Source organism: Flavobacterium sp. ENC, from assembly GCF_020991415.1.
GTDB lineage: Bacteria > Bacteroidota > Bacteroidia > Flavobacteriales > Flavobacteriaceae > Flavobacterium.
Genome location: NZ_JAJMOY010000002.1, coordinates 780,580 through 800,140 on the forward strand (window position 1 = coordinate 780,580; position 19,561 = coordinate 800,140).

Annotated in this window: 16 protein-coding genes; 13 read left to right on the forward strand and 3 right to left on the reverse strand. The window is 36.5% G+C overall.

Annotation, left to right across the window (positions count from 1 at the left end; genetic code table 11):
• The first annotated feature begins 16 nt into the window (after positions 1–16).
• The 7 genes from LPB89_RS07970 to LPB89_RS08000 all read left to right on the forward strand — a co-directional run bounded on the left by LPB89_RS07970 (position 17) and on the right by LPB89_RS08000 (position 7,847).
• Positions 17–877: a putative zinc-binding metallopeptidase gene (locus LPB89_RS07970; RefSeq protein ID WP_230701231.1), complete on the forward strand. Its 861-nt coding sequence runs from the start codon at positions 17–19 to the stop codon at positions 875–877.
• Positions 878–910: 33 nt separating this feature from the next.
• Positions 911–2,260, forward strand: coding sequence for a DUF4302 domain-containing protein (locus tag LPB89_RS07975; protein WP_230701232.1), 1,350 nt, complete (start codon positions 911–913; stop codon positions 2,258–2,260).
• Positions 2,261–2,479: 219 nt separating this feature from the next.
• Positions 2,480–2,683 (forward strand): hypothetical protein, encoded by a 204-nt coding sequence (locus LPB89_RS07980; RefSeq protein WP_230701233.1) that lies wholly within the window; start codon positions 2,480–2,482, stop codon positions 2,681–2,683.
• Between the two features lie 259 nt (positions 2,684–2,942).
• Positions 2,943–3,689, forward strand: coding sequence for a 3-oxoacyl-[acyl-carrier-protein] reductase (fabG, locus tag LPB89_RS07985; protein ID WP_230701234.1), 747 nt, complete (start codon positions 2,943–2,945; stop codon positions 3,687–3,689).
• A 98-nt stretch (positions 3,690–3,787) separates the two neighbouring features.
• Positions 3,788–5,815 carry a hypothetical protein gene (locus tag LPB89_RS07990; RefSeq protein WP_230701235.1) on the forward strand — a complete coding sequence of 676 codons (2,028 nt, stop codon included), beginning with the start codon at positions 3,788–3,790 and terminating at the stop codon, positions 5,813–5,815.
• A 95-nt stretch (positions 5,816–5,910) separates the two neighbouring features.
• The gene (locus LPB89_RS07995) at positions 5,911–6,807 is read left to right on the forward strand and encodes a LysR family transcriptional regulator (RefSeq protein WP_230701236.1); all 897 of its coding nucleotides are present in this window, start codon (positions 5,911–5,913) and stop codon (positions 6,805–6,807) included.
• Positions 6,808–6,881: 74 nt separating this feature from the next.
• Positions 6,882–7,847, forward strand: coding sequence for a YeiH family protein (locus LPB89_RS08000; RefSeq protein ID WP_230701237.1), 966 nt, complete (start codon positions 6,882–6,884; stop codon positions 7,845–7,847).
• A 12-nt stretch (positions 7,848–7,859) separates the two neighbouring features.
• On the opposite strand, the gene LPB89_RS08005 is transcribed toward LPB89_RS08000, so the two are convergent.
• Positions 7,860–8,813: a hypothetical protein gene (locus tag LPB89_RS08005; RefSeq protein ID WP_230701238.1), complete on the reverse strand. Its 954-nt coding sequence runs from the start codon at positions 8,811–8,813 to the stop codon at positions 7,860–7,862.
• A gap of 328 nt (positions 8,814–9,141) precedes the next feature.
• On the opposite strand from LPB89_RS08005, the gene LPB89_RS08010 reads away from it, so the two are divergent.
• Together LPB89_RS08010 and LPB89_RS08015 are read left to right on the forward strand one after the other, a co-directional pair.
• Complete coding sequence (locus tag LPB89_RS08010; RefSeq protein ID WP_230701239.1) at positions 9,142–10,140, forward strand: cellulase family glycosylhydrolase; 999 nt, start codon at positions 9,142–9,144, stop codon at positions 10,138–10,140.
• A gap of 207 nt (positions 10,141–10,347) precedes the next feature.
• A complete protein-coding gene (locus LPB89_RS08015) occupies positions 10,348–11,346 on the forward strand; it encodes a zinc dependent phospholipase C family protein (RefSeq protein ID WP_230701240.1) in 999 nt (332 codons plus the stop codon).
• Positions 11,347–11,457: 111 nt separating this feature from the next.
• Here the strand turns inward: LPB89_RS08015 and LPB89_RS08020 are convergent, their stop codons facing one another.
• A complete protein-coding gene (locus tag LPB89_RS08020) occupies positions 11,458–12,483 on the reverse strand; it encodes a low specificity L-threonine aldolase (RefSeq protein WP_230701241.1) in 1,026 nt (341 codons plus the stop codon).
• 89 nt (positions 12,484–12,572) lie between these two features.
• Positions 12,573–14,663, reverse strand: coding sequence for an LTA synthase family protein (locus LPB89_RS08025; RefSeq protein ID WP_230701242.1), 2,091 nt, complete (start codon positions 14,661–14,663; stop codon positions 12,573–12,575).
• Between the two features lie 211 nt (positions 14,664–14,874).
• Between LPB89_RS08025 and LPB89_RS08030 the strand changes: the two genes are divergently transcribed.
• From LPB89_RS08030 to hisD, 4 genes are all read left to right on the forward strand, one after another.
• A complete protein-coding gene (locus LPB89_RS08030) occupies positions 14,875–15,537 on the forward strand; it encodes a response regulator transcription factor (protein WP_230701243.1) in 663 nt (220 codons plus the stop codon).
• Between the two features lie 3 nt (positions 15,538–15,540).
• Entirely contained in the window at positions 15,541–16,938 is a 1,398-nt protein-coding gene (locus tag LPB89_RS08035) for a HAMP domain-containing sensor histidine kinase (RefSeq protein ID WP_230701244.1), read from the forward strand.
• Between the two features lie 312 nt (positions 16,939–17,250).
• Positions 17,251–18,108: an ATP phosphoribosyltransferase gene (gene hisG, locus LPB89_RS08040; RefSeq protein ID WP_127339977.1), complete on the forward strand. Its 858-nt coding sequence runs from the start codon at positions 17,251–17,253 to the stop codon at positions 18,106–18,108.
• A 106-nt stretch (positions 18,109–18,214) separates the two neighbouring features.
• The gene (hisD, locus tag LPB89_RS08045; RefSeq protein WP_230701245.1) at positions 18,215–19,501 is read left to right on the forward strand and encodes a histidinol dehydrogenase; all 1,287 of its coding nucleotides are present in this window, start codon (positions 18,215–18,217) and stop codon (positions 19,499–19,501) included.
• The last annotated feature ends 60 nt before the right edge of the window (positions 19,502–19,561 follow it).

Here is a 19,561-nt window from a genome sequence, read left to right on the forward strand (position 1 = left end):
TCAATTTTTAGAGACTATGAAAATATTAAAAAAATATAAAGCAATAATGGCAGTTGCAGGGGTTTTAACTTTTACAGCCTGTGCCCATGAAGATCAGCCAACCGAAAGCCAGTTAGATTTTTCAGTTCCTGTCAAAACACCACTGGACAACTGGATTTCGGCTAACTTTCTTAATCCGTATAATATTAGTGCCCAATATAAATGGAATCAGAATAAGGTAGATAATAACCGTTTTCTTTTTCCTCCGTTAACAGAAAATGTACAGCCGGCACTGGAAGTTGTAAAACAAATCTGGATTGACAGTTATTCTGAAGTGGGCGGTGCTGATTTCGTAAAAATACTGGCTCCAAGAGAAATTGTTCTGGTAGGAGGCGTAAACTCTAATTCGAACGGAACAAGAACACTCGGAATTGCAGACTCCGGACAAAGAATCACCCTTTTTGAAGTAGATTATCTGGACACGTCAAATCGTGAAAATGTTACCGAATTTATTCATACCATTCAACACGAATATGTACATATCTTAAATCAGAACAAGCCTTTTGATGAACAGGCCTGGCAAAAAATAACGCCGGGAGATTATACCGGAACGTGGCATTTAGAGCAGCTTCAGACCTCAAGAAATCTGGGATTTGTAACCAACTACGCAAGAAATAATATTATTGAAGATTTTGCTGAAACAGCCTCTACCATACTGACAAGTTCAAAAGCAGAATATGCGGCGCTTTTGGCCAGTATTACCAATGCAAACGGAAGAGCAAAACTGAAACAGAAAGAAGCAATAGTTGTACAATATTATAAAGATGCTTTTAATATTGATTTCTATGCTTTAAGAGATGCTGCTGAGAGAAATACAACAGCTGTTGTTAATCAATAAGCACTTTAATGTACAATTTATAAAAGTAAAATTATGAAACCAAAAAATATATTGAAGTACTTAATGGTTGCCTTTCTGGCAGTGTATGCCTTAGGCGCTTGTACAAATAGCACAGAAGCAGAACAGATATTCGATCAAACCCCGTCGGAACGTCTGAATGCACAAAAAAAAGAATTAAACGATGCATTGCTTGCTTCGGAGTTTGGATGGAAGGCCGTTTACTTTACAGATGACACCCAACTAGGAGGTTTTACGCATTTGTTCAAATTCTCTGCCGGAGGAAAAGTAGTAATGGCATCTGATTTTGATGACGATGTGCTGAAACACGAAAGTGAATATGATGTGGTGTTAGGAAGTACAGTCAGTTTAGTATTCACAACATTCAATAAAATACATCTTTTATCAGATTCCAATAATTATCCGACAAGTGCTTTAAGAGGTAAGGGATATATGGGCGATTTCCAGTTTTTATATTACGGACAGGAAAATGGTGATCTTGTTTTTAAAAGCAACAGATTAGTAAGAGAAGTACGTTTTGTAAAAGCAACACAGCAAGATTGGACAGATCTGGCTAAAAATCTGGTAACGGAGCAAAATTTAGTGGGAGGAATTGATAAGCCATTATTCAAATTGCTTGAAATCAATGATGGAAAATCGATTAAGAAATACGAATTTGAATACAATCCGTTATCCAGATATTCCTCTTCTTCTTCGCTGGATGCAGGTTCTTCTGAAGTAGTTAGCATGGGAGTGGGGTATACACCAACAGGTCTTGTGGTAAGCCCGGCTTTAAAAGTGGCAGGACAGAGCCTGACAAACTTTGCATATGACGAAGCCAGCGAAAGCTTTACCGCAACGGGAACAGGAGGAATAAGCGCTTCTATTAAATACAGCAACGCACCGCTGACTTTAACGAATGATTATAAAATATTGCTTCCGGGAAGTCCACATGCCTGGTTCGGATATTATGTAGGCGATTATACAGAAGATGCCCCGACAAATTCAGAATTGTTTGTTCAGGAATTAGCCGGAATCAATGCGTCTTTACCGGCAGGTGTAACCATTACTTCTGTACAGCTTTATCTGAATCATTCACTTGGGAATTTTATCTATTACACATTTGCCGGAAGAGCAGCGATATTCCATTATGTAAATGTAACAGAAGATGCGGTGGGCAAAAAAGTCATTCTGACTCATAAATCATGGAATGGCAATACCACTGTAGGAACTCCCGCCTTTTTAAAGGATTTTGATAAACATCTGGTCAATGCAGCCGGTGTTTATGTGAAGAAAGAAAATTTCAGACTGTTTTATACAGAACCGGTTTATACGTTTACAAGTGCTTCAAGTTCGTTTAGAATGACGACCTGGAAACTTAATTAAGATTTTTATTTTTAGTTTTTTTAATTTTTGGATAGATGCAGCTCACTTGTGGGCTGCTTTTTTACCAGCAAAAAAATAAATATTTTCTTGTTATTGTTTTAATTATTAGAAAGTTATTCTTATATTTATCATCGAAATTATATGCTTAAGGTTATTTACAGGTCTGAAACTCAACAGGCATCAAAAAGTTTGAGGGAACAAAATATTAAACAACCTATTATGATGTTAAAAACAATTTTGAATTTTTCAGGAGTTGAAGTATTAAGTAGAGAAGAACTAAAAAACATGAATGGAAGCGGCGGTCAGAGATGTACCATACCATGGACACCATTTCCTTATAACGGGCCATGCATTATGCTTCCTCCGGTCACTCCGGTGGAGCCGCTTGACCCATTTCCGGAAGAACCCCTTTTAAAACCATAATACCCCATGCCAGTAGAAAACAACTACTGGTTTTTTTATTTTTTTTGCTAATTTGAAAATGTTCCATTGTTGTATTTGGTATTTATACTTTAAATGACCGACAATTGTTTTTTTTTAAAAAGGGAATTATCATATATTTGACGAGTCGTTCATAGCCCTGATAGAAATGGAAATCCTTTTGTGTTTTTTCTTTAAAAACAGAAAAGATTGAAATGGATAGCAGGATTAGCTACAAATAAATATTAAATTAATTTTGAATATGAAATTACTAGAAGGAAAAGTGGCCATCATTACGGGCGCTAGTCGTGGAATTGGAAAAGGAATTGCTGAAGTTTTTGCGAAACACGGTGCAAACGTAGCTTTCACCTACAGCTCATCTGCTGCTTCGGCAGAAGCTTTAGAGGCTGAACTGAACGCTTTAGGCGTTAAAGCAAAAGGATACCAATCGAATGCTGCCGATTTTAATGAAGCGCAAACTTTTGTAGACGCTGTTTTGGCTGATTTCGGAACAGTAGATATCCTGATTAACAATGCCGGAATTACCAAAGATAATTTGCTGATGCGTATGTCTGAAGCAGATTTCGATCAGGTAATTGATGTAAACCTGAAGTCAGTCTTTAATATGACAAAAGCAATTCAGAAAACATTCCTGAAAAAACGTGCAGGTTCAATTATTAATATAAGTTCTGTAGTAGGGGTTTCCGGAAATGCAGGTCAGACCAACTACGCAGCTTCAAAAGCGGGTGCAATTGGTTTTACAAAATCTGTTGCCCTGGAATTAGGGTCCCGTAATATTCGCTGCAACGCCATTGCTCCCGGATTTATTGAAACCGAAATGACTGCAAAATTAAGTGAAGATATCGTAAAAGGATGGAGAGAAGGAATTCCTTTGAAACGCGGCGGAACAACTGAAGATGTTGCCAATGCCTGTTTGTTTCTTGCTTCGGATATGAGTGCTTATATTACAGGCCAGGTTTTGAATGTTTGTGGAGGAATGCTTACCTAAAAAGTCCCGGTTTGCAGTTTTTAGTTTACATTGAAAACTGCTACTGAAAGCTCGGACTAAAAACTGTTACTGAAAACTGCTACTGCAAACTATAAAATATGACTACAAATACGATTTTATTATTATTACTTTCTTTAGTAATAGCCGGTGGTTTGTCGTATTTTCAATATTTTTTTAAAGCCAAAAGTAAGTCCAATGTGATGGTACTTTTGGCTTTTTTACGTTTTTTGGCCATTTTTGCTTTATTGGTGTTATTGATTAACCCAATTGTGACTAAAAATGCTCTCGAAGTTACAAAAACACCTTTGGCAATCGCAGTTGATAATTCAAGTTCGATCACAGCTTTAAAATCAGATAAAAAAGTTGCCGAATTGTATCAGGAATTGGTTTCAAATCCTGCACTTCAGGAAAAATTTGAAATTCAGTCGTATCAGTTCGATGCGGAACTGAAGCCTTCAACAGCATTTGATTTTAAAGGAAAACAAACCAATTTAGACGCCGTTGCCCGGAATTTAAAGAGCATCAACAGGAATATTATTTTTCCAACCGTTATTATTACCGATGGAAATCAGACAACAGGAAACGATTATGTCTATCGTTTTGATCCTGTAAATAAAGTCTATCCTTTAATCGTGGGGGATACCACTACTTTTTTTGATTTAAAAATCAATCAGCTCAACGTAAATAAATACGCTTTTCATAAAAATAAATTTCCGGTTGAAGTATTTCTGCAATACGCGGGTGATAAAAACACCACTGCCGATTTTTCCATTGTTCAGGGAAATTCGGTTATTGCCAAAGAAAAAGTTTCTTTTTCGTCTTCTAAAAAAACAGCTACTTTAAATCTGCTTTTACCTGCTGATAAAGTAGGATTACAGGTTTTTAAAGCCAGTATTTCATCAAATGTAAAAGAGAAGAACAGCTATAACAATGTCAAGAATTTTGCAGTAGAAGTCATTGATCAGAAGTCGGTAATTGCCATAGTTTCGGCGATAAACCATCCCGATATTGCGGCACTTAAGCGTTCGATTGAAACTAATGCACAACGTAAGGTGGTTCTGGTTAAGCCGAACGAAATCAATTTGTTAAGAGACGTCTCTGTTTTGGTTTTATACCAGCCGACAGCCGCTTTCAAACCAATTTTCGACAACAATAAACTGGCAGGGACCAATACTTTTATTATTACCGGAACCAATACCGATTTTAATTTTCTGAATCAGCAGCAGAACAATCTGATTTTCAAAATGAGTAATCAGAGGGAAGATTATTTAAACGAATTTCAGTCACAATTTAATCTGTTTGCCATTGACAATATAGGATTCGAAAATTTCCCGCCTTTGCAAAATTTATTCGGTACCATCACCACCAATGGAAATGTATCGGTTTTACTTTCTTCAAAAATCAGAAATGTTTCTACGAATGCGCCTTTGCTGGCTTTTGCCGAAAACCAGGGCAAAAGAACCGCTTTTCTTTTAGGTGAAAACAGCTGGAAATGGCGTTTGCAAAGTCATATCGATCATCAGTCTTTTGAAAAGTACGACGTTTTTACAGATAAGATCATTCAGTATTTAGCTTCATCAACGTCAAGAAAATCACTCGTTGTCACGCATGAGAGTTTCTATAATTCCGGGGAAGCTATTGTGATCAATGCGCAATACTTCAACAAAAACTATGAATTCGACGAAAAAGCAAGGCTTACCATAAATGTAACCAATGCCGCAACAAAGCAAACCAAAAACTACGATTTGCTAAAAGGAAACAATTCCTTCTCTGTTAATCTGGACGGTTTGGCTGCAGGGAAATATAATTTTTCGGTAAAGGAGTTAAATACCAATACAAGCTATACAGGACATTTTGAAATTTTGGATTTTGACATCGAAAAACAATTTGTCAATCCGGATGTTTTGAAATTGAAACAGTTAGCTTTACAAACCAATGGAAAATCTTTTTTCCAGAATCAGGCAGCAGAGCTGATTAAGACGCTTTTGGAAAATAAAGAGTACAAATCAATAGAGAAAAATATCTCAACGAAAACACCTTTAATTGACTGGGTTTGGTTGCTGATCCTGATTGTTGCTTTGCTGACAACCGAATGGTTTGTCAGGAAGTATAACGGGTTATTGTAAGGTTCAGAGGCTCACAGAGGCAAAGGTTCAAAGGTTTTTGAATTGGCCCGAATAGTAACCTGAAACTTTAAACATGAAACAAAACTACTACTACAATGGATTTCAGGCTAAAAGTATTTCACACCGTTGCGCTCAGGCTTAACTTTACAAAGGCGGCAAGCGAATTGTATATTACGCAGCCGGCTGTTTCCAAACACATTCAGGAATTAGAAGAAACTTATAAAATCAAGCTTTTTGAACGAAACGGTTCAAAAATAGCCCTAACTCCGGCTGGGGAACTCTTATTAAAACACACCAAAAATATTTTTGAAATCTATCGTAAAATAGATTTTGATATGAGTACGTTTGTCAATAAACGTCAGGGCTTACTGCGCCTGGGATCAAGTACAACCATTTCCCAGTATATTATTTCTCCGGTTTTGGCACGCTTTCATCAAAAGCAGCAGGAGATAAAAGTCAATTTGTTAAACGGAAATACAGAACAAATTGAAAACGCCTTAATCAATAAGGAGATTGAAATCGGAATTGTAGAAGGGCAGTCTAAGAATCAGTCCATTAAATACATACCGTTTTTAAAAGACGAATTGGTTTTGGTTTGCAACAGTAAAAATCCATTCATTCGGAAAAATGAAATTTCGTTAGACGATTTTAAAGCAATGAAATTTATAACCCGTGAACGTGGTTCCGGAACACTTGAAGTTATTGAATATGCGCTGAAACAAGTAGGTGTAAAAATAACAGACCTGCAAATCGAAATGCAATTGGGAAGTACAGAAAGCATAAAATCGTATTTGCTGAATTCAGACTGTTTTGCTTTCATGTCCATTCATGCAATAAGTAAGGAGTTGAAAAATAACGAATTAATGGTTTTGGATGTTGAAAATTTAACGATTGAAAGATACTTTTATATTATTACATTACTCGGTAAATCAGATCCCTTATCTGAATTGTTTATCCGGAACATGTCAGATCACTATAATTTGAAGTTATAGTCCATCGTATTTTACGATTGGTAATTGCGGTAAAATCGACAGACCTTTGTCCTGTAATTATCAAGTAGCATATTTTGAAAACGCAAGAACATCCAGCAGCAAATTTAGTAGAAGTTAGTATTTATTTTCAACAGGCCGTTTTTGGTCTGATTGTGGTTTTATGTTTATTTTCCGTTATTTCTCCACCTATTGCTTTATTACTAGGGGTTCTGGTGGTAAATGTTTTCGGGAATCCATTTGTAGCGTTCAATCATAAGGCGATTACATTTTTGCTGCAATTTTCAGTAGTCGGCCTGGGTTTTGGGATAAATGCGGCCAGTGCCATTTCAGCCGGGAAAGAAGGGTTTCTGCTGACTATTTTTTCAATTTTCAGCACCTTAATTTTCGGAACTTTACTGGGAAAATGGTTGAAAACAGATAAAAAAACGTCACACTTAATTTCATGTGGCACTGCCATCTGTGGAGGGAGTGCCATTGCAGCGATTTCTCCTGTAATTAAATCCAATGAAAATCAGACCTCGATTGCTTTGGGAGTCATTTTTATCTTAAATTCAATTGCGTTGTTTGTATTTCCGTTTATCGGGCATCAACTGGATTTGTCCCAGAGAGAATTTGGTTTATGGTGTGCAATTGCGATTCATGATACCAGTTCAGTAGTAGGAGCGGCCAATAAATACGGTGCCGAAGCCCTTCAGATTGCCACAACAGTAAAACTGGCCAGAGCTTTATGGATTATTCCGATTTCAGTTTTTACAGCGGTTTTATTCAAAAACAAAAACAGCAAAATCAAGATTCCCTATTTTATCGGATTGTTTATTGTAGCCATGCTTTTCAATACGTATGTTCCTGCAACGGCCTTTATTGCACCGGCTGTTGTAAGCATTGCCAAAATTGGACTGACGATAACACTGTTTCTTATCGGTGCCACTTTAAACGTGAATACACTGAAATCAGTAGGGGTAAAGCCGTTACTTCAGGGCGTTTTTCTCTGGATATTTATCGCCGGTCTGGGATTGGCTTCTATTTTATACTTTCAATAAAAGAAAACCGAATTATTTTACCTTTGAAAATTTAACAATCGGCTTCGAAGTCATCTTATATGATTTTCCTTTAAAAGAAAAACGTTTTTCGATCTCAAAATTAAATTGTTTTTTTGTTTGTGCCATCGCAGCTATTTCATCCGGTAAATTTACTTCAAATTCATCTTTAGCCCGGGCGGCTTTATTAAAAGAACCGTTTACTTTAATAATAATGTCCCTAAAGTGTTTTTTAGTATTGTCATTTACAACGGCATAAGAGCCTGACCATTGTATACTTTCAACATTTGAAAGCTCGTACGCCGGCACTTCCATAATGGGCTGGTATTTGCCATCGAATCCGGCAACAAGATAAAGAGTTCCTTCAAAAGGACCTCCGCCGCCGCCATTCACATGCAGTAAGGTAAAAGCAAACTGATCCTCCCCAATTTCTGTCAGCTTAGGTTTGGGAGCCTGAGAAAAGGCACCAAAGGCAGCAACACCCGGCTGAAAAGACCGCATTTGCCAGCTCTTATCGTTTTTGGTAAACTTGGCAACACCGACAAGGCCTCCGGAGAACCGGCTGGTCTGCAGTCCGTCCTCATCATACACGGAGTGGTTAAAAAACAACAGCTTATATTGATTTCCTTTTGAATCGGTATAATCGATATCAGAAAGCAATCTTGTTGCAACACCTCTTTCGTAAGGAAATATCTGGTCGCCCTCTTCACCATTTACGTCCGTAAAGGAAGCTGTTTTGCAATTTTTGCATTTCCAGCTTACAAAAGTATTATGACCGTCAAGAGTGTATAATCTACCCGGGAATAATTGCTGCATTGTTTTTACAGGATCCAGCTGACCTGAGACTATCAGGCTTCTTTTGGGATTTAAAATGGTATCACTAACGTTTTTTAATTGCACAATATCTTCTTGTGCGGAACAAACAGAAACAAATAAAAGGGCAAGAGCGAAAGCTTTAATTATTTTCATCGATGGTAGTAAGAGTAATTTTAAATTCAAATTTACATTGTTTTTTGTTAGCAAACCGTATATAACACCGCTCTTTTTAAGGTCAGCTGCATACTTTATTAGTTAGAGGCCTTCACTACTAAAATTTATTCTTGCCAGCCTCAATATGCTGCTATTGCCCTATTTTTTTAACACAAATATTGAGGTAAGTTTATTTTTATTAGCTAAAAATGCGTTTTTCGTATTGTGATTTGATAAAATAGCATCGGTTTTATCTTACTTAAATTTAAACATTTGCAATGAAGATTTTACAAAACCACTAACTTCATTAACCACAAAAAACTAAAGTATGAGAAAATCAGGTTTTATCAAAATGTTTAAAGCAGTACATGTTTTATTTTTAGCCGTAACTATCACGTTGTTTATCAGCTGTGAGCAATCAGAATCCGATCAGGCACAGCCGAAAGCACAGGCAGTAAATCCGCTGCCCAATTCCGGTCTAACTTCTAAAACAGCATCAACAGCAGGAGATATTGGAAACGGAGTTAACCTTCAGCCTTCTTACTACAATGGCGGTAATTGTGATTTAGGCTGGACGCTGATGAAACAAAATACTAAAATTCAGACCGTACGGATTGAAGTAGAACCGGGACAGGAGAATAATGCAAAACGCTGGATCTCCGAAGCCAAAGCAAATGGTTATAAAGTCATAGTAACCTATCATAAAGCAGCTGTCTTAGGTTCCGATAGTGCAGCAGAGCTTCTGGCAGCCGGAATCTGGTGGCGAAACAATTACAATACCCTTGGCGGTGGTTTTATCGTAAATTTAATGAACGAATGGGGAAGTCATAATATTACTCCTGCGGCTTTTGCTTCCGCTTACAATGCAGCCATTACAGAAGTCCGCAAAGTGTACAGCGGTAGTATCATCATCGATATACCGGGTTGGGGACAGGAAACGGCAACTGCTGCCTGTGCGGTGAAAGGCTGTACTTCGGGTCAGACTAAAATTAACGATACAAAAATTATCCTGTCTGCACACGTATATCCCGGAGCCTACAATCAGGCCAAAGGCCGTTATCTGAACAATTCGGATATTGATGACCTGGCTTCTGCCGGCAGAGCCTGTATGCTGGGTGAGTTTGGCAGCATTGGCGGTTCCGGTGCCGATTGGTCCGGTATTGTAGATTATGCAAAATCGAAAGGATGGACGGTATTAGGCTGGGCCTGGGCAGGAGACGGAATAGGTATGAATATGATTTCACCTCAATTTCAGTCTTTTACAAGCGGAAGCCCGAAAACATATACCAAATCTTCTTATTTCAATACAGTGTATAATAAGCTGTAAGAGCAAAAAAAAAAATGATTAAGTCCTTCTGAAGTTTTTTCAGAAGGATTTTTTTAGTTTAAAATTTTAATGAAAACAGTTCTGTTGTGCATTTTGTAATATCCTTTTGATTTTGATGGACTTAATTAAATTAACAGAATTATTATCGGTATTCTTTTGTATTATCCCTAAATGAATATAGATTTGCACTTCTAATAAAAATTGCAAATGAAAAACTTTAAAATGAAACCAAGACTAATCGCTCTTTTAGTATTAGGAATTGGATTCTTGACATTATCATGGGGAATCGTGGGACACGAACGAATCAATAAGGCAGCTGTTATGGCTTTGCCTCAGCAAATTCAGGTCTTTTTTTACAACCATATTGATTTTATTACCCAGGAAGCCTCTGTACCGGATATTCGTAAATATGCTTTAAATTACAAAGACGAAAATCCAAGACATTATTTTGACATGGAAAATTTCGGTGCCGTAGACAGTATTCCGCAAACAATGGAAGCTGCTAAAAAGAAATACGATGCCAAATTCCTGAACGATAACGGAATTTTACCCTGGTATATCGAAGATATGATGGCCAAATTAACCAAAGCATTCAAAGATAAAAACAGAGCAGAGATTTTATTTCTTGCTGCAGATTTAGGTCATTATGTTGGCGATGCGCACATGCCATTGCATACTTCGGCTAATCATGACGGACAATTGACAGACCAGAAAGGAATTCACGCCCTTTGGGAAAGCAAGCTTCCTGAATTGTATGCTAAAAATTATAAATTAAACGTTCCGCAGGCGCAATATTATGAAGATGTTCATAAAGCTATCTGGGCTATGATTAATGATACACACAGTCTGGCGCAGCCTTTGTTGGATGTTGATAAAAAGCTGAGAACGGGAACTCCGGAAAATCAGGTTTTTAAAATGGATGCTGATGGGAAAGTGCTAAAAAGCAAATACAATTCAGCGGTTTTCTCCGATGAATATGCGAAGAAATTGCATGAACAGTTAAACGGGATGGTTGAAAATCAAATGAGAAAAGCTATTACGGCTACTGCCAGTTTTTGGTATACGGCATGGGTAAATGCAGGAAAACCGGATTTGAGCAATCTGGATGCACCGGCGGTTACACAAAGAAACTACCAGGCTTTAAGAGACGATTTAAAACTGTATCAGCAAGGAGACCTGTTCGGAATGAAAAATCAGAACGACTAACTATTAGTTTATATTTATAGTCTCAGTTTACGGTTTTCAGTTTACGGACGTAAAAAGCCTCAAATTCAATTGGATTTGAGGCTTTTTTTATTGGTGATCTTTAATGTAGAATTATGCGTTTTTGAGGTCTTCTATGAAAGCATCCACCATAGCTTCATCTGTAGCCCAGGAAGTAATCAGCCTTACAGCAGATTGTTTTTCATCAATGGCCTTCCAGACGTAAAACAAATATTTTTCGCTTAGTTTTTCGATAACTTCATTGGGTAAGATGGGGAAAATTTGATTTGTTGTGGAATTGGTCAAAAAAGTATATCCCTTTTCTTTAACAACAGCTGAAATCTTCATAGCCATAACATTGGCATGTTTCGCTAAAGTAAAATACAAGTCCTCTTTAAATAATTCCAAAAACTGAATCGCCAATAGTCTTCCTTTTGCCAGCAAAGCCCCTCTTTGTTTCAGTACATAATCAAAATCTGCTGCAAACTCAGGTTTGGTAAAAACAATAGCTTCCCCAATCAGCCCGCCATTTTTGGTGGCGCCAATGTAAAACATATCGGTAAGCCGGGCAACATCAGATAAAGTCAAATCATTATTTTCAGCAGTTAAGGCGTGGCCCAGTCTGGCCCCATCCAAATAAAGCAACAGCCCATTGGTTCTGCAAAATTGTGACAAAGCCGTAAGTTCCGATTTGGTGTAAATAGTGCCAATTTCGGTTGAGTTGGAAATATAAACAAGTCTTGGTTTTACAACATGCGGTCTTAGGGCATGTTCCTGTAAAGTGATCTCCAGATCGGATGGTTTCAGTTTTCCATCTGTCGTTTCAATGGCAATTACTTTATGCCCCGTTGCTTCTATAGCGCCGGTTTCATTAGCCGAAATATGTCCGGTTTTGGCACTAACAACAGCTTCATGGGCACGTAAAGAGGAGGCAATTACAATAAGATTGGTTTGTGTACCGCCAGATAAAAAATAAATGACCGCTTCAGGATTGTTTATTTTTTCTCTTAGTACCGCTTTTGCCTGTATCGAATATTCATCTTCACCGTATCCCAATTGTTGTATAAGATTGGTTTCTATAAGTTTATTTAAAATAGCGGGGTGTGCCCCTTCGGAGTAGTCGTTTTTAAAATTGTACATTTTGTATATTATCGCTCGGGTTTTATTTATGAAAGCACTTTTTCAAAAATACAAAAGTGCTTTCATAAATAATAACTTCAGAAGATTTTTTACTTCTGATATTTCTTTTTTCTCAATAAATCCGAGGCTGTTTGATAAAACGAAATGGTTTCATTTATCAAATCGGTACGTTCCTTTTTTAAGGGCTTTTCACAATAATAAATCTGATATTCCGGCGCGACGCCTTCTTTCGGAGTCAGGTGTAGCTGAAATTGTTTGACTTGTTGTTTAGGAGATAAAATAGTCAGTACATTATCTTTTATCAGGCCTAAATCCTGGTACGTAGCAATAAAAGCACGGGGTTTGTAATCAGATTTTAAAACATCCTGTCCAAAAAATTTACTCTGATAACTGAAATGCAATAATCCAAAAACGGTTGGCATCAGGTCTATCTGTGACATTAATCCGGTGTATTTTTCAGGTTTGATCCCGGGACTGTAAATAAAAGCCGGAATTCTGTATTTGTCCATCGGTAATTCTGTTTTTCCGGCGCTTGACGCACAATGGTCTGCCACAATTACAAAAACAGTATTTTTATACCATGGCTGTTTACTGGCCATCGAAAAGAATTTTTTTAACGAATAATCAGTGTATTTTACCCCGCCATCCCGCGATTTTACATCTCCGGGAATATCAATTTTATTATTCGGATAGGTAAAAGGCCTGTGATTACTCACCGTCATGATATGATTGAAAAAGGGTTTGTTTTCTTTTGATTCCTGGTTCATCACCTTTATGGCTTTGTGATACATATCTTCATCACAAACGCCCCACACATTGGAAAATGTAATTTCTTCGGGAGAAAAGCTTGATTTGTCCACAATTTCATACCCGTTTCCGGAATAGAAATCCTGCATATTATCAAAAAACGCATCACCGCCATACATAAATTTCACCTGATATCCTTTTTGTTTGAAAATGGCACCGGTAGAAAATTTATTTTTGTTGTCTTCGCGTTTTACAACACTTTCACCCGCTGTTGGAGGGATACATAAGGTAACGGCTTCAAGTCCGCGAACAGTTCGGTTTCCTGTCGCGTACAAATTGGTAAACTGAAGGCTTTTTTGCGCTAAACTATCTAAAAAAGGAGTGATACCCTGATAGTTTCCATACATTTTCATGAAATCGGCGCTATAGCTTTCGATGGTAATAAGCACTACATTTTTATGATTTTCTGCAGAATCGCTTTCAATTTGACGGGTTGTATTTTCGTTGGAGATTGTTGGCAATTGCTGTTTTAAAATGGCAAAAGCTTTATCATTTGGCAGTGTCTTATAAAATTTAAAATAGTCCAGTTTATTATTTTCAAAGGCTAAGAGAAATTTATATAACCCATTGGATTGTAATTCATTAACAAAAACATTTTTAGAATTTTCTGTTAAGGCCAAAGTTGGAATTGCAAATAAAGAAAATAAAAATAAACTTAGGTATACAATTGAAATTTTGATTTTTTCAGCAAAAGAAGGAATAGCAGTGATGTAAGCCGTTGATTTTTTTACAATAAAATAAGTAAAAGCCCCGGTGATGATAAACAAAGCAGAAAACAAGGGGATCACCGGATAAGACTCCATAATGTTTCCAATTACTTCATTCGTGTAGATCAAATAATTGACAGCTATAAAGTTATATTTTACGCCAAATTCATTCCAAAAGAAATATTCACTCAATCCATTTTGGAGGATTAACAGAACATATAAAAATACCACAAAAGCAAAGAGCCAAAATCTGATTTTATCCCTGTGTTTTGGAAGAAACAATAAAAGCGAAAACAGAATTATTTTGATTCCGATAAAAATCAGGACAATTCTCGGCAGAGCACCACCATATTCATCCAGTATACTTTTTCCGGATGCGATGTATAAAAATAAAACAAGCAACAGGCTCAAAATGATGTAGCCCCAGGGTTTGTTGTATTTGGTATTTGAAATAAAAATTAAATAAAGCCATAAAAAAACACTGGCAATTACGAATACAAAGAAATCCGAAATCAAACCCAGACTGAATATTTTTATACTTTCAAAAAAAGTAAAAGAACTTTGTGTTATCGGGTGAAAAAATAAAACGAGGCGAAGTATAAAACTGATCACAAAATAAAATAAAGCAAGATTGTAAAATGGAGATAACTTCTTGTGTAAATTCATAGTATTATTTTTTTGACAAAATTAAATTCGATTAATTAATTTCGGATTAAGTTGGCCTTTTACCTTACTTAGTGTTAACTTAATGTTTGCTTAAGATGTTTATTTTGTTATATTCTAAGGATTTAAAAAGTAAATCTGAATTTTAAAATATTTATCTTTGACAAGCAAGATAGTATAATTTATAAAATTAACCTTATTAAAATTAAGTTAAATGCATATTTTAATAGTTGAAGACGAATTAGGTATTGTTCAGTTTTTGCAACAAGGCCTGCAGGAAGAAGGATATAGGGTCACTACGGCAAACGATGGTTCGAAAGGATTTGAATTAACCCAAAACCAACAATTTGATTTAATCTTACTGGATTGGATGCTTCCGAAAATTAATGGTTTGGAATTATGCAAAGCCATCAGAATTAAAGATCAGATCACTCCGATTATATTTCTAACAGCCAAAGACACAGTTCAGGAAACGATTGAAGGTCTGAAGGCCGGAGCGAACGATTATATCAAAAAACCATTCAGCTTTGAAGAATTGGTAGAAAGGATTAAAATTCATTTCCGAAAAGGAAAGGCAAATGAAATTCTTTCGCTGGGAACTATCAAAATTGATTTGTCAAAATATATAGTCTTAAAAAATGATGAAGCAGTTTCACTTACACAAAGAGAGTTTGAATTGCTGACTTATCTAATTCGGAATAAAGGAAAAGTCTGTACCAGAAATCAGATTTTAAAAGACGTCTGGGACATAAATTTTGAATATGATACCGGTGTTATTGATGTTTTCATGAACGCTATCAGAAAAAAACTCAATCTCAAAATAGAAGAAGATTATATAAAAACAATACGCGGCGTAGGTTACATCGCTAATGATTAAAAAATGGCACCACTTTCTTTTAAAAACAGAATTGCTTTAAACTACATAATCACAACCGGCCTTTTGATTCTGGTTGTTTTCTTTGCAATTTATGCTATTGTAGAACATTCCGTATACCGTCATATAGACGAAGGAATCAATGTCGAAATTCAGAATCATCTCAAAGAAATTAAAGAGGTTAATGGTGTTGTAATATTAGTAGATAAAGAAGAGTGGGAGGAAAGGGAACACAATACAGTTGATATAAATCCTGTTTTTGTTCAGTTTTTAGATAACAATAAAAAAATAGTAGAAAAATCGCCCAACCTCAAAACCGAAACTCTGATTTTTGACGACAGCATTGAAAATTTTAAATTATTCGACACTAAAGTAAAAAATAATATCATAAGACAGGTTCAGGTGCCTCTTTTTATAAAATCCAAAAAGATAGGGTACCTGATTATAGGAATGTCGCTTACTAATTCCCGTATGGTTCTTAATAACCTATTTGAGATCATGTGTCTGGCGTTTCCGGTAATTTTATTAGTGCTGTTTTTTATTGCCCGCTTTTTTGCAGGACGCAGCATTAAACCTATAAATGCGATTACAAATACTTCAAAAATGATTACCAGGGATAATCTTAAAATGAGAATTCCACTGCCAAAAACTAAAGATGAACTCTATACGCTCTCTCAGACAATCAACAATTTATTAAACCGGATTGAAGATGCCATTGAACGGGAAAAACAATTTACTTCCGACGCCTCACATGAGTTACGAACACCATTGACCGTTATTAAAGGAACACTTGAAGTACTGATTCGTAAGCCGAGAGATAATAAGGAATATGAAGATAAAATTAATTTCTGTATCGCGGAAGTGGATCACCTCAATATGCTGGTCGATCAGCTCCTTTTAATGGCGCGCTTTGAAAATAAAAAAGCCGATCTGAAATACGAGTCCGTCTATTTAAATGCTTTAATTCTGGACGTCCTAAAACTGAATTCAGATAAGATCTCAACAAAAAACATAAAGGTTAATTTCGATGCCAGAGAGGATTATTTTATTAATTCAGACAATTATCTTATCATAACCATTTTAAGGAATATCATTTCTAATGCCCTAAAATATACCAACAGGGACGGCGAAGTTTCTATTGTATTGTCCCGTCAAAATGAAAACACAATATGCAGAATTTCGGACAACGGAATCGGAATTGCGAAAGAAGATATAGAGGCTATTTTTAATCCTTTTTTCCGGTCAGATTCCTCCGGGCACCCTGAAATAAAAGGAACCGGATTAGGATTGTCAATTGTAAAACGTCTTTCGGAACTGCTTCATATTTCATTTGAAATCGAAAGTAAAATAGGCGAAGGGACTACGGTTTTTTTAAGTTTTAAGGAACAGTTGAAATCATTGTAGCAGACTTTGGAAAAAGAGGTATAAACAAGACCTGAAATTATTTTTTAACAATAAACTATAGTTAAGTTAAATTAAAAATTGCTTTTTTGTGAAATTATCCTCTATATTTGCAAACGAATCAAAGAATTATAAACAAACCAAGTCATGATTTCTATTCAATTACATCATCATCATTTTCATTATTGCTCTCAGGCGATGTGTTAATGGTATGCATGTAAATCATCATATTTTAAAACCCGTTTGAGTACATCAAGCGGGTTTTTTAATTCCAATTCTTTGTACTCAGACTATTAATTCAACAAAAACTAAAAAATGAGTACTTTAAAAATTGCAATTCAAAAATCCGGTCGTTTAAACGAAGAAAGCATCCAGATCCTCAAAGACTGCGGTATTTCGATCAACAACGGAATCGACCAGTTAAAAGCGGAAGCTTCCAATTTTCCTTTAGAAGTTTTATATCTGAGAAATTCCGATATTCCGCAATACTTAATCGATGGCGTGGTAGATCTGGCTATCGTTGGAGATAATTTATTAGTAGAAAAAGGAAAAGGTATCGAAGTAATCCAGAAATTAGGGTTTTCTAAATGCAAAGTCTCTGTAGCCGTTCCTAAAACATTAGAATACAATTCTATTCAGGATTTAGCCGGTTTGCGAATTGCGACTTCTTATCCAAATACCGTAAATGACTATTTTAATTCTTTTGGATTAACAGTTGATATTCACCAGATTTCAGGTTCTGTTGAGATTGCACCGAATATCGGACTTGCAGATGCCATTGTCGATATCGTTTCCAGCGGCAGCACATTATTCAAAAATAACCTCAAAGAAGTGGAAGTGATTTTAAAAAGTGAAGCAGTCCTGGCTGTCTCTCCTAAAGTCTCTCCGGAAATTCAAAAACATATTGATACGTTAAAATTCAGGATTCAGGCCGTTTTAAGAGCCCGAAATTCAAAATATATCCTAATGAACGTTCCCAATGACAAAATTGATGCTGTTGGAAAAATACTTCCGGTTTTGAGAAGCTTAACGGTTCTGCCATTGGCTCAGGAAGGCTGGAGCAGTGTACATTCCGTAATTGATAAAGATACTTTCTGGGATGTAATCGATCAGTTAAAAGAAGTTGGAGCGGAAGGAATCTTAGTTTGCCCAATTGAGAAAATGGTTCTTTAGGGGCTTTGCCCGCTATAGGCTGTAAGCAATATGCTTTAAGCTTATAAAAAAAACACAAAGTTAATAAAGCTTAAAGCCTGCAGCTTATAGCTTAAAGCAAAAAAAAATGAATAAAATAGACAATCCAAAACCAGAAACCTGGTCCGAAATACTAAAAAGACCAACCAAAACAATAGATGACATTGAAGTTACCGTAAAGGAAATCTTCAAAGAAGTGCAGAAAAAAGGAGATGAAGCGGTAGCAAAATATACTTCTATTTTTGACGGCATCTCTCTTGATAATTATGAAGTTTCCAAGGAAGAAATTCAGGAAGCCATCAGTTTGATTTCAAATGACCTGAAAGAAGCAATTCAATTGGCCAGGAATAACATCTATAAGTTTCACAGTGCCCAAAAGACGGAGCGAATTTCAATAGAAACGACAGAAGGCGTGAGCTGCTGGCAGGAAAAAAGGCCCATTCAGAAAATCGGATTGTACATCCCGGGAGGAACAGCCCCTTTATTTTCGACCGTTCTGATGCTGGCTGTTCCGGCTGCGATTGCAGGCTGCAAAGAAATCGTACTGTGTTCCCCACCCGATAAATCCGGGAAAATTAATCCTGCCATTTTGTACGCTGCAAATTTATGCGGGGTCACCAAAATAGTAAAAGTAGGCGGAATCCAGGCGATTGCTGGAATGACATTTGGTACAGCATCCATCCCGAAAGTATATAAGATTTTTGGGCCCGGCAATCAGTTTGTTACAGTGGCAAAACAATTGGCAACTCAGTTTGGTGTTGCCATAGACATGCCGGCCGGACCTTCGGAATTGTTAATTGTGGCAGATGATACGGCTGTTCCTGCTTTTGTAGCATCAGATTTATTATCACAGGCAGAACACGGAACAGACAGCCAGGTGATTTTGGTTTCGACTTCAAAAAAACTAATTGATGCTGTTGAAAAAGAAATCCAGACTCAGATTGAAGAACTTCCAAGAAAAGCAATCGCTAAAAAAGCAATCGAAAATTCAAAATTAATCTGGGTTGAAAACGATCAGATTGCTTTGGATCTGATCAACGATTATGGTCCCGAACACTTTATTATCTGTTCGGAATATGATGATTTTTACTGTAACGGAGTATTGAATGCAGGTTCTGTTTTCATTGGTAATTATACCCCTGAAAGCGCCGGAGATTACGCCTCAGGAACCAATCACACCTTGCCGACAAACGGATACGCCAAAAATTACAGTGGGGTAAATCTGGATAGTTTTATGAAATCCATGACGTTCCAGAAAATAACTGAAACAGGAATTCAGAATATCGGAAAAGCAATTGAAGTGATGGCGGAAGCCGAAGGTTTGCAGGCCCATAAAAATGCTGTTACTTTGAGGTTGAATGCGCTAAAAGCTTAGTTTTTTCGCCACGAATTTCACGAATAAGCACAAATTAATTGTAATCAAAGCTTTACGCCT

Bases quoted from the DNA above. Each gene is read 5' to 3' on its own strand.
- hisD (WP_230701245.1), top strand. From the start codon at position 18,215: ATGAATAAAATAGACAATCCAAAACCAGAAACCTGGTCCGAAATACTA.
- LPB89_RS07975 (WP_230701232.1), top strand. From the start codon at position 911: ATGAAACCAAAAAATATATTGAAGTACTTAATGGTTGCCTTTCTGGCA.
- LPB89_RS08020 (WP_230701241.1), bottom strand. From the start codon at position 12,483: ATGTACAATTTTAAAAACGACTACTCCGAAGGGGCACACCCCGCTATT.
- LPB89_RS07970 (WP_230701231.1), top strand. From the start codon at position 17: ATGAAAATATTAAAAAAATATAAAGCAATAATGGCAGTTGCAGGGGTT.
- LPB89_RS08015 (WP_230701240.1), top strand. From the start codon at position 10,348: ATGAAAAACTTTAAAATGAAACCAAGACTAATCGCTCTTTTAGTATTA.
- LPB89_RS08010 (WP_230701239.1), top strand. From the start codon at position 9,142: ATGAGAAAATCAGGTTTTATCAAAATGTTTAAAGCAGTACATGTTTTA.
- hisG (WP_127339977.1), top strand. From the start codon at position 17,251: ATGAGTACTTTAAAAATTGCAATTCAAAAATCCGGTCGTTTAAACGAA.
- fabG (WP_230701234.1), top strand. From the start codon at position 2,943: ATGAAATTACTAGAAGGAAAAGTGGCCATCATTACGGGCGCTAGTCGT.
- LPB89_RS08005 (WP_230701238.1), bottom strand. From the start codon at position 8,813: ATGAAAATAATTAAAGCTTTCGCTCTTGCCCTTTTATTTGTTTCTGTT.
- LPB89_RS08030 (WP_230701243.1), top strand. From the start codon at position 14,875: ATGCATATTTTAATAGTTGAAGACGAATTAGGTATTGTTCAGTTTTTG.
- LPB89_RS08025 (WP_230701242.1), bottom strand. From the start codon at position 14,663: ATGAATTTACACAAGAAGTTATCTCCATTTTACAATCTTGCTTTATTT.
- LPB89_RS07990 (WP_230701235.1), top strand. From the start codon at position 3,788: ATGACTACAAATACGATTTTATTATTATTACTTTCTTTAGTAATAGCC.
- LPB89_RS07995 (WP_230701236.1), top strand. From the start codon at position 5,911: ATGGATTTCAGGCTAAAAGTATTTCACACCGTTGCGCTCAGGCTTAAC.
- LPB89_RS08035 (WP_230701244.1), top strand. From the start codon at position 15,541: ATGGCACCACTTTCTTTTAAAAACAGAATTGCTTTAAACTACATAATC.
- LPB89_RS07980 (WP_230701233.1), top strand. From the start codon at position 2,480: ATGATGTTAAAAACAATTTTGAATTTTTCAGGAGTTGAAGTATTAAGT.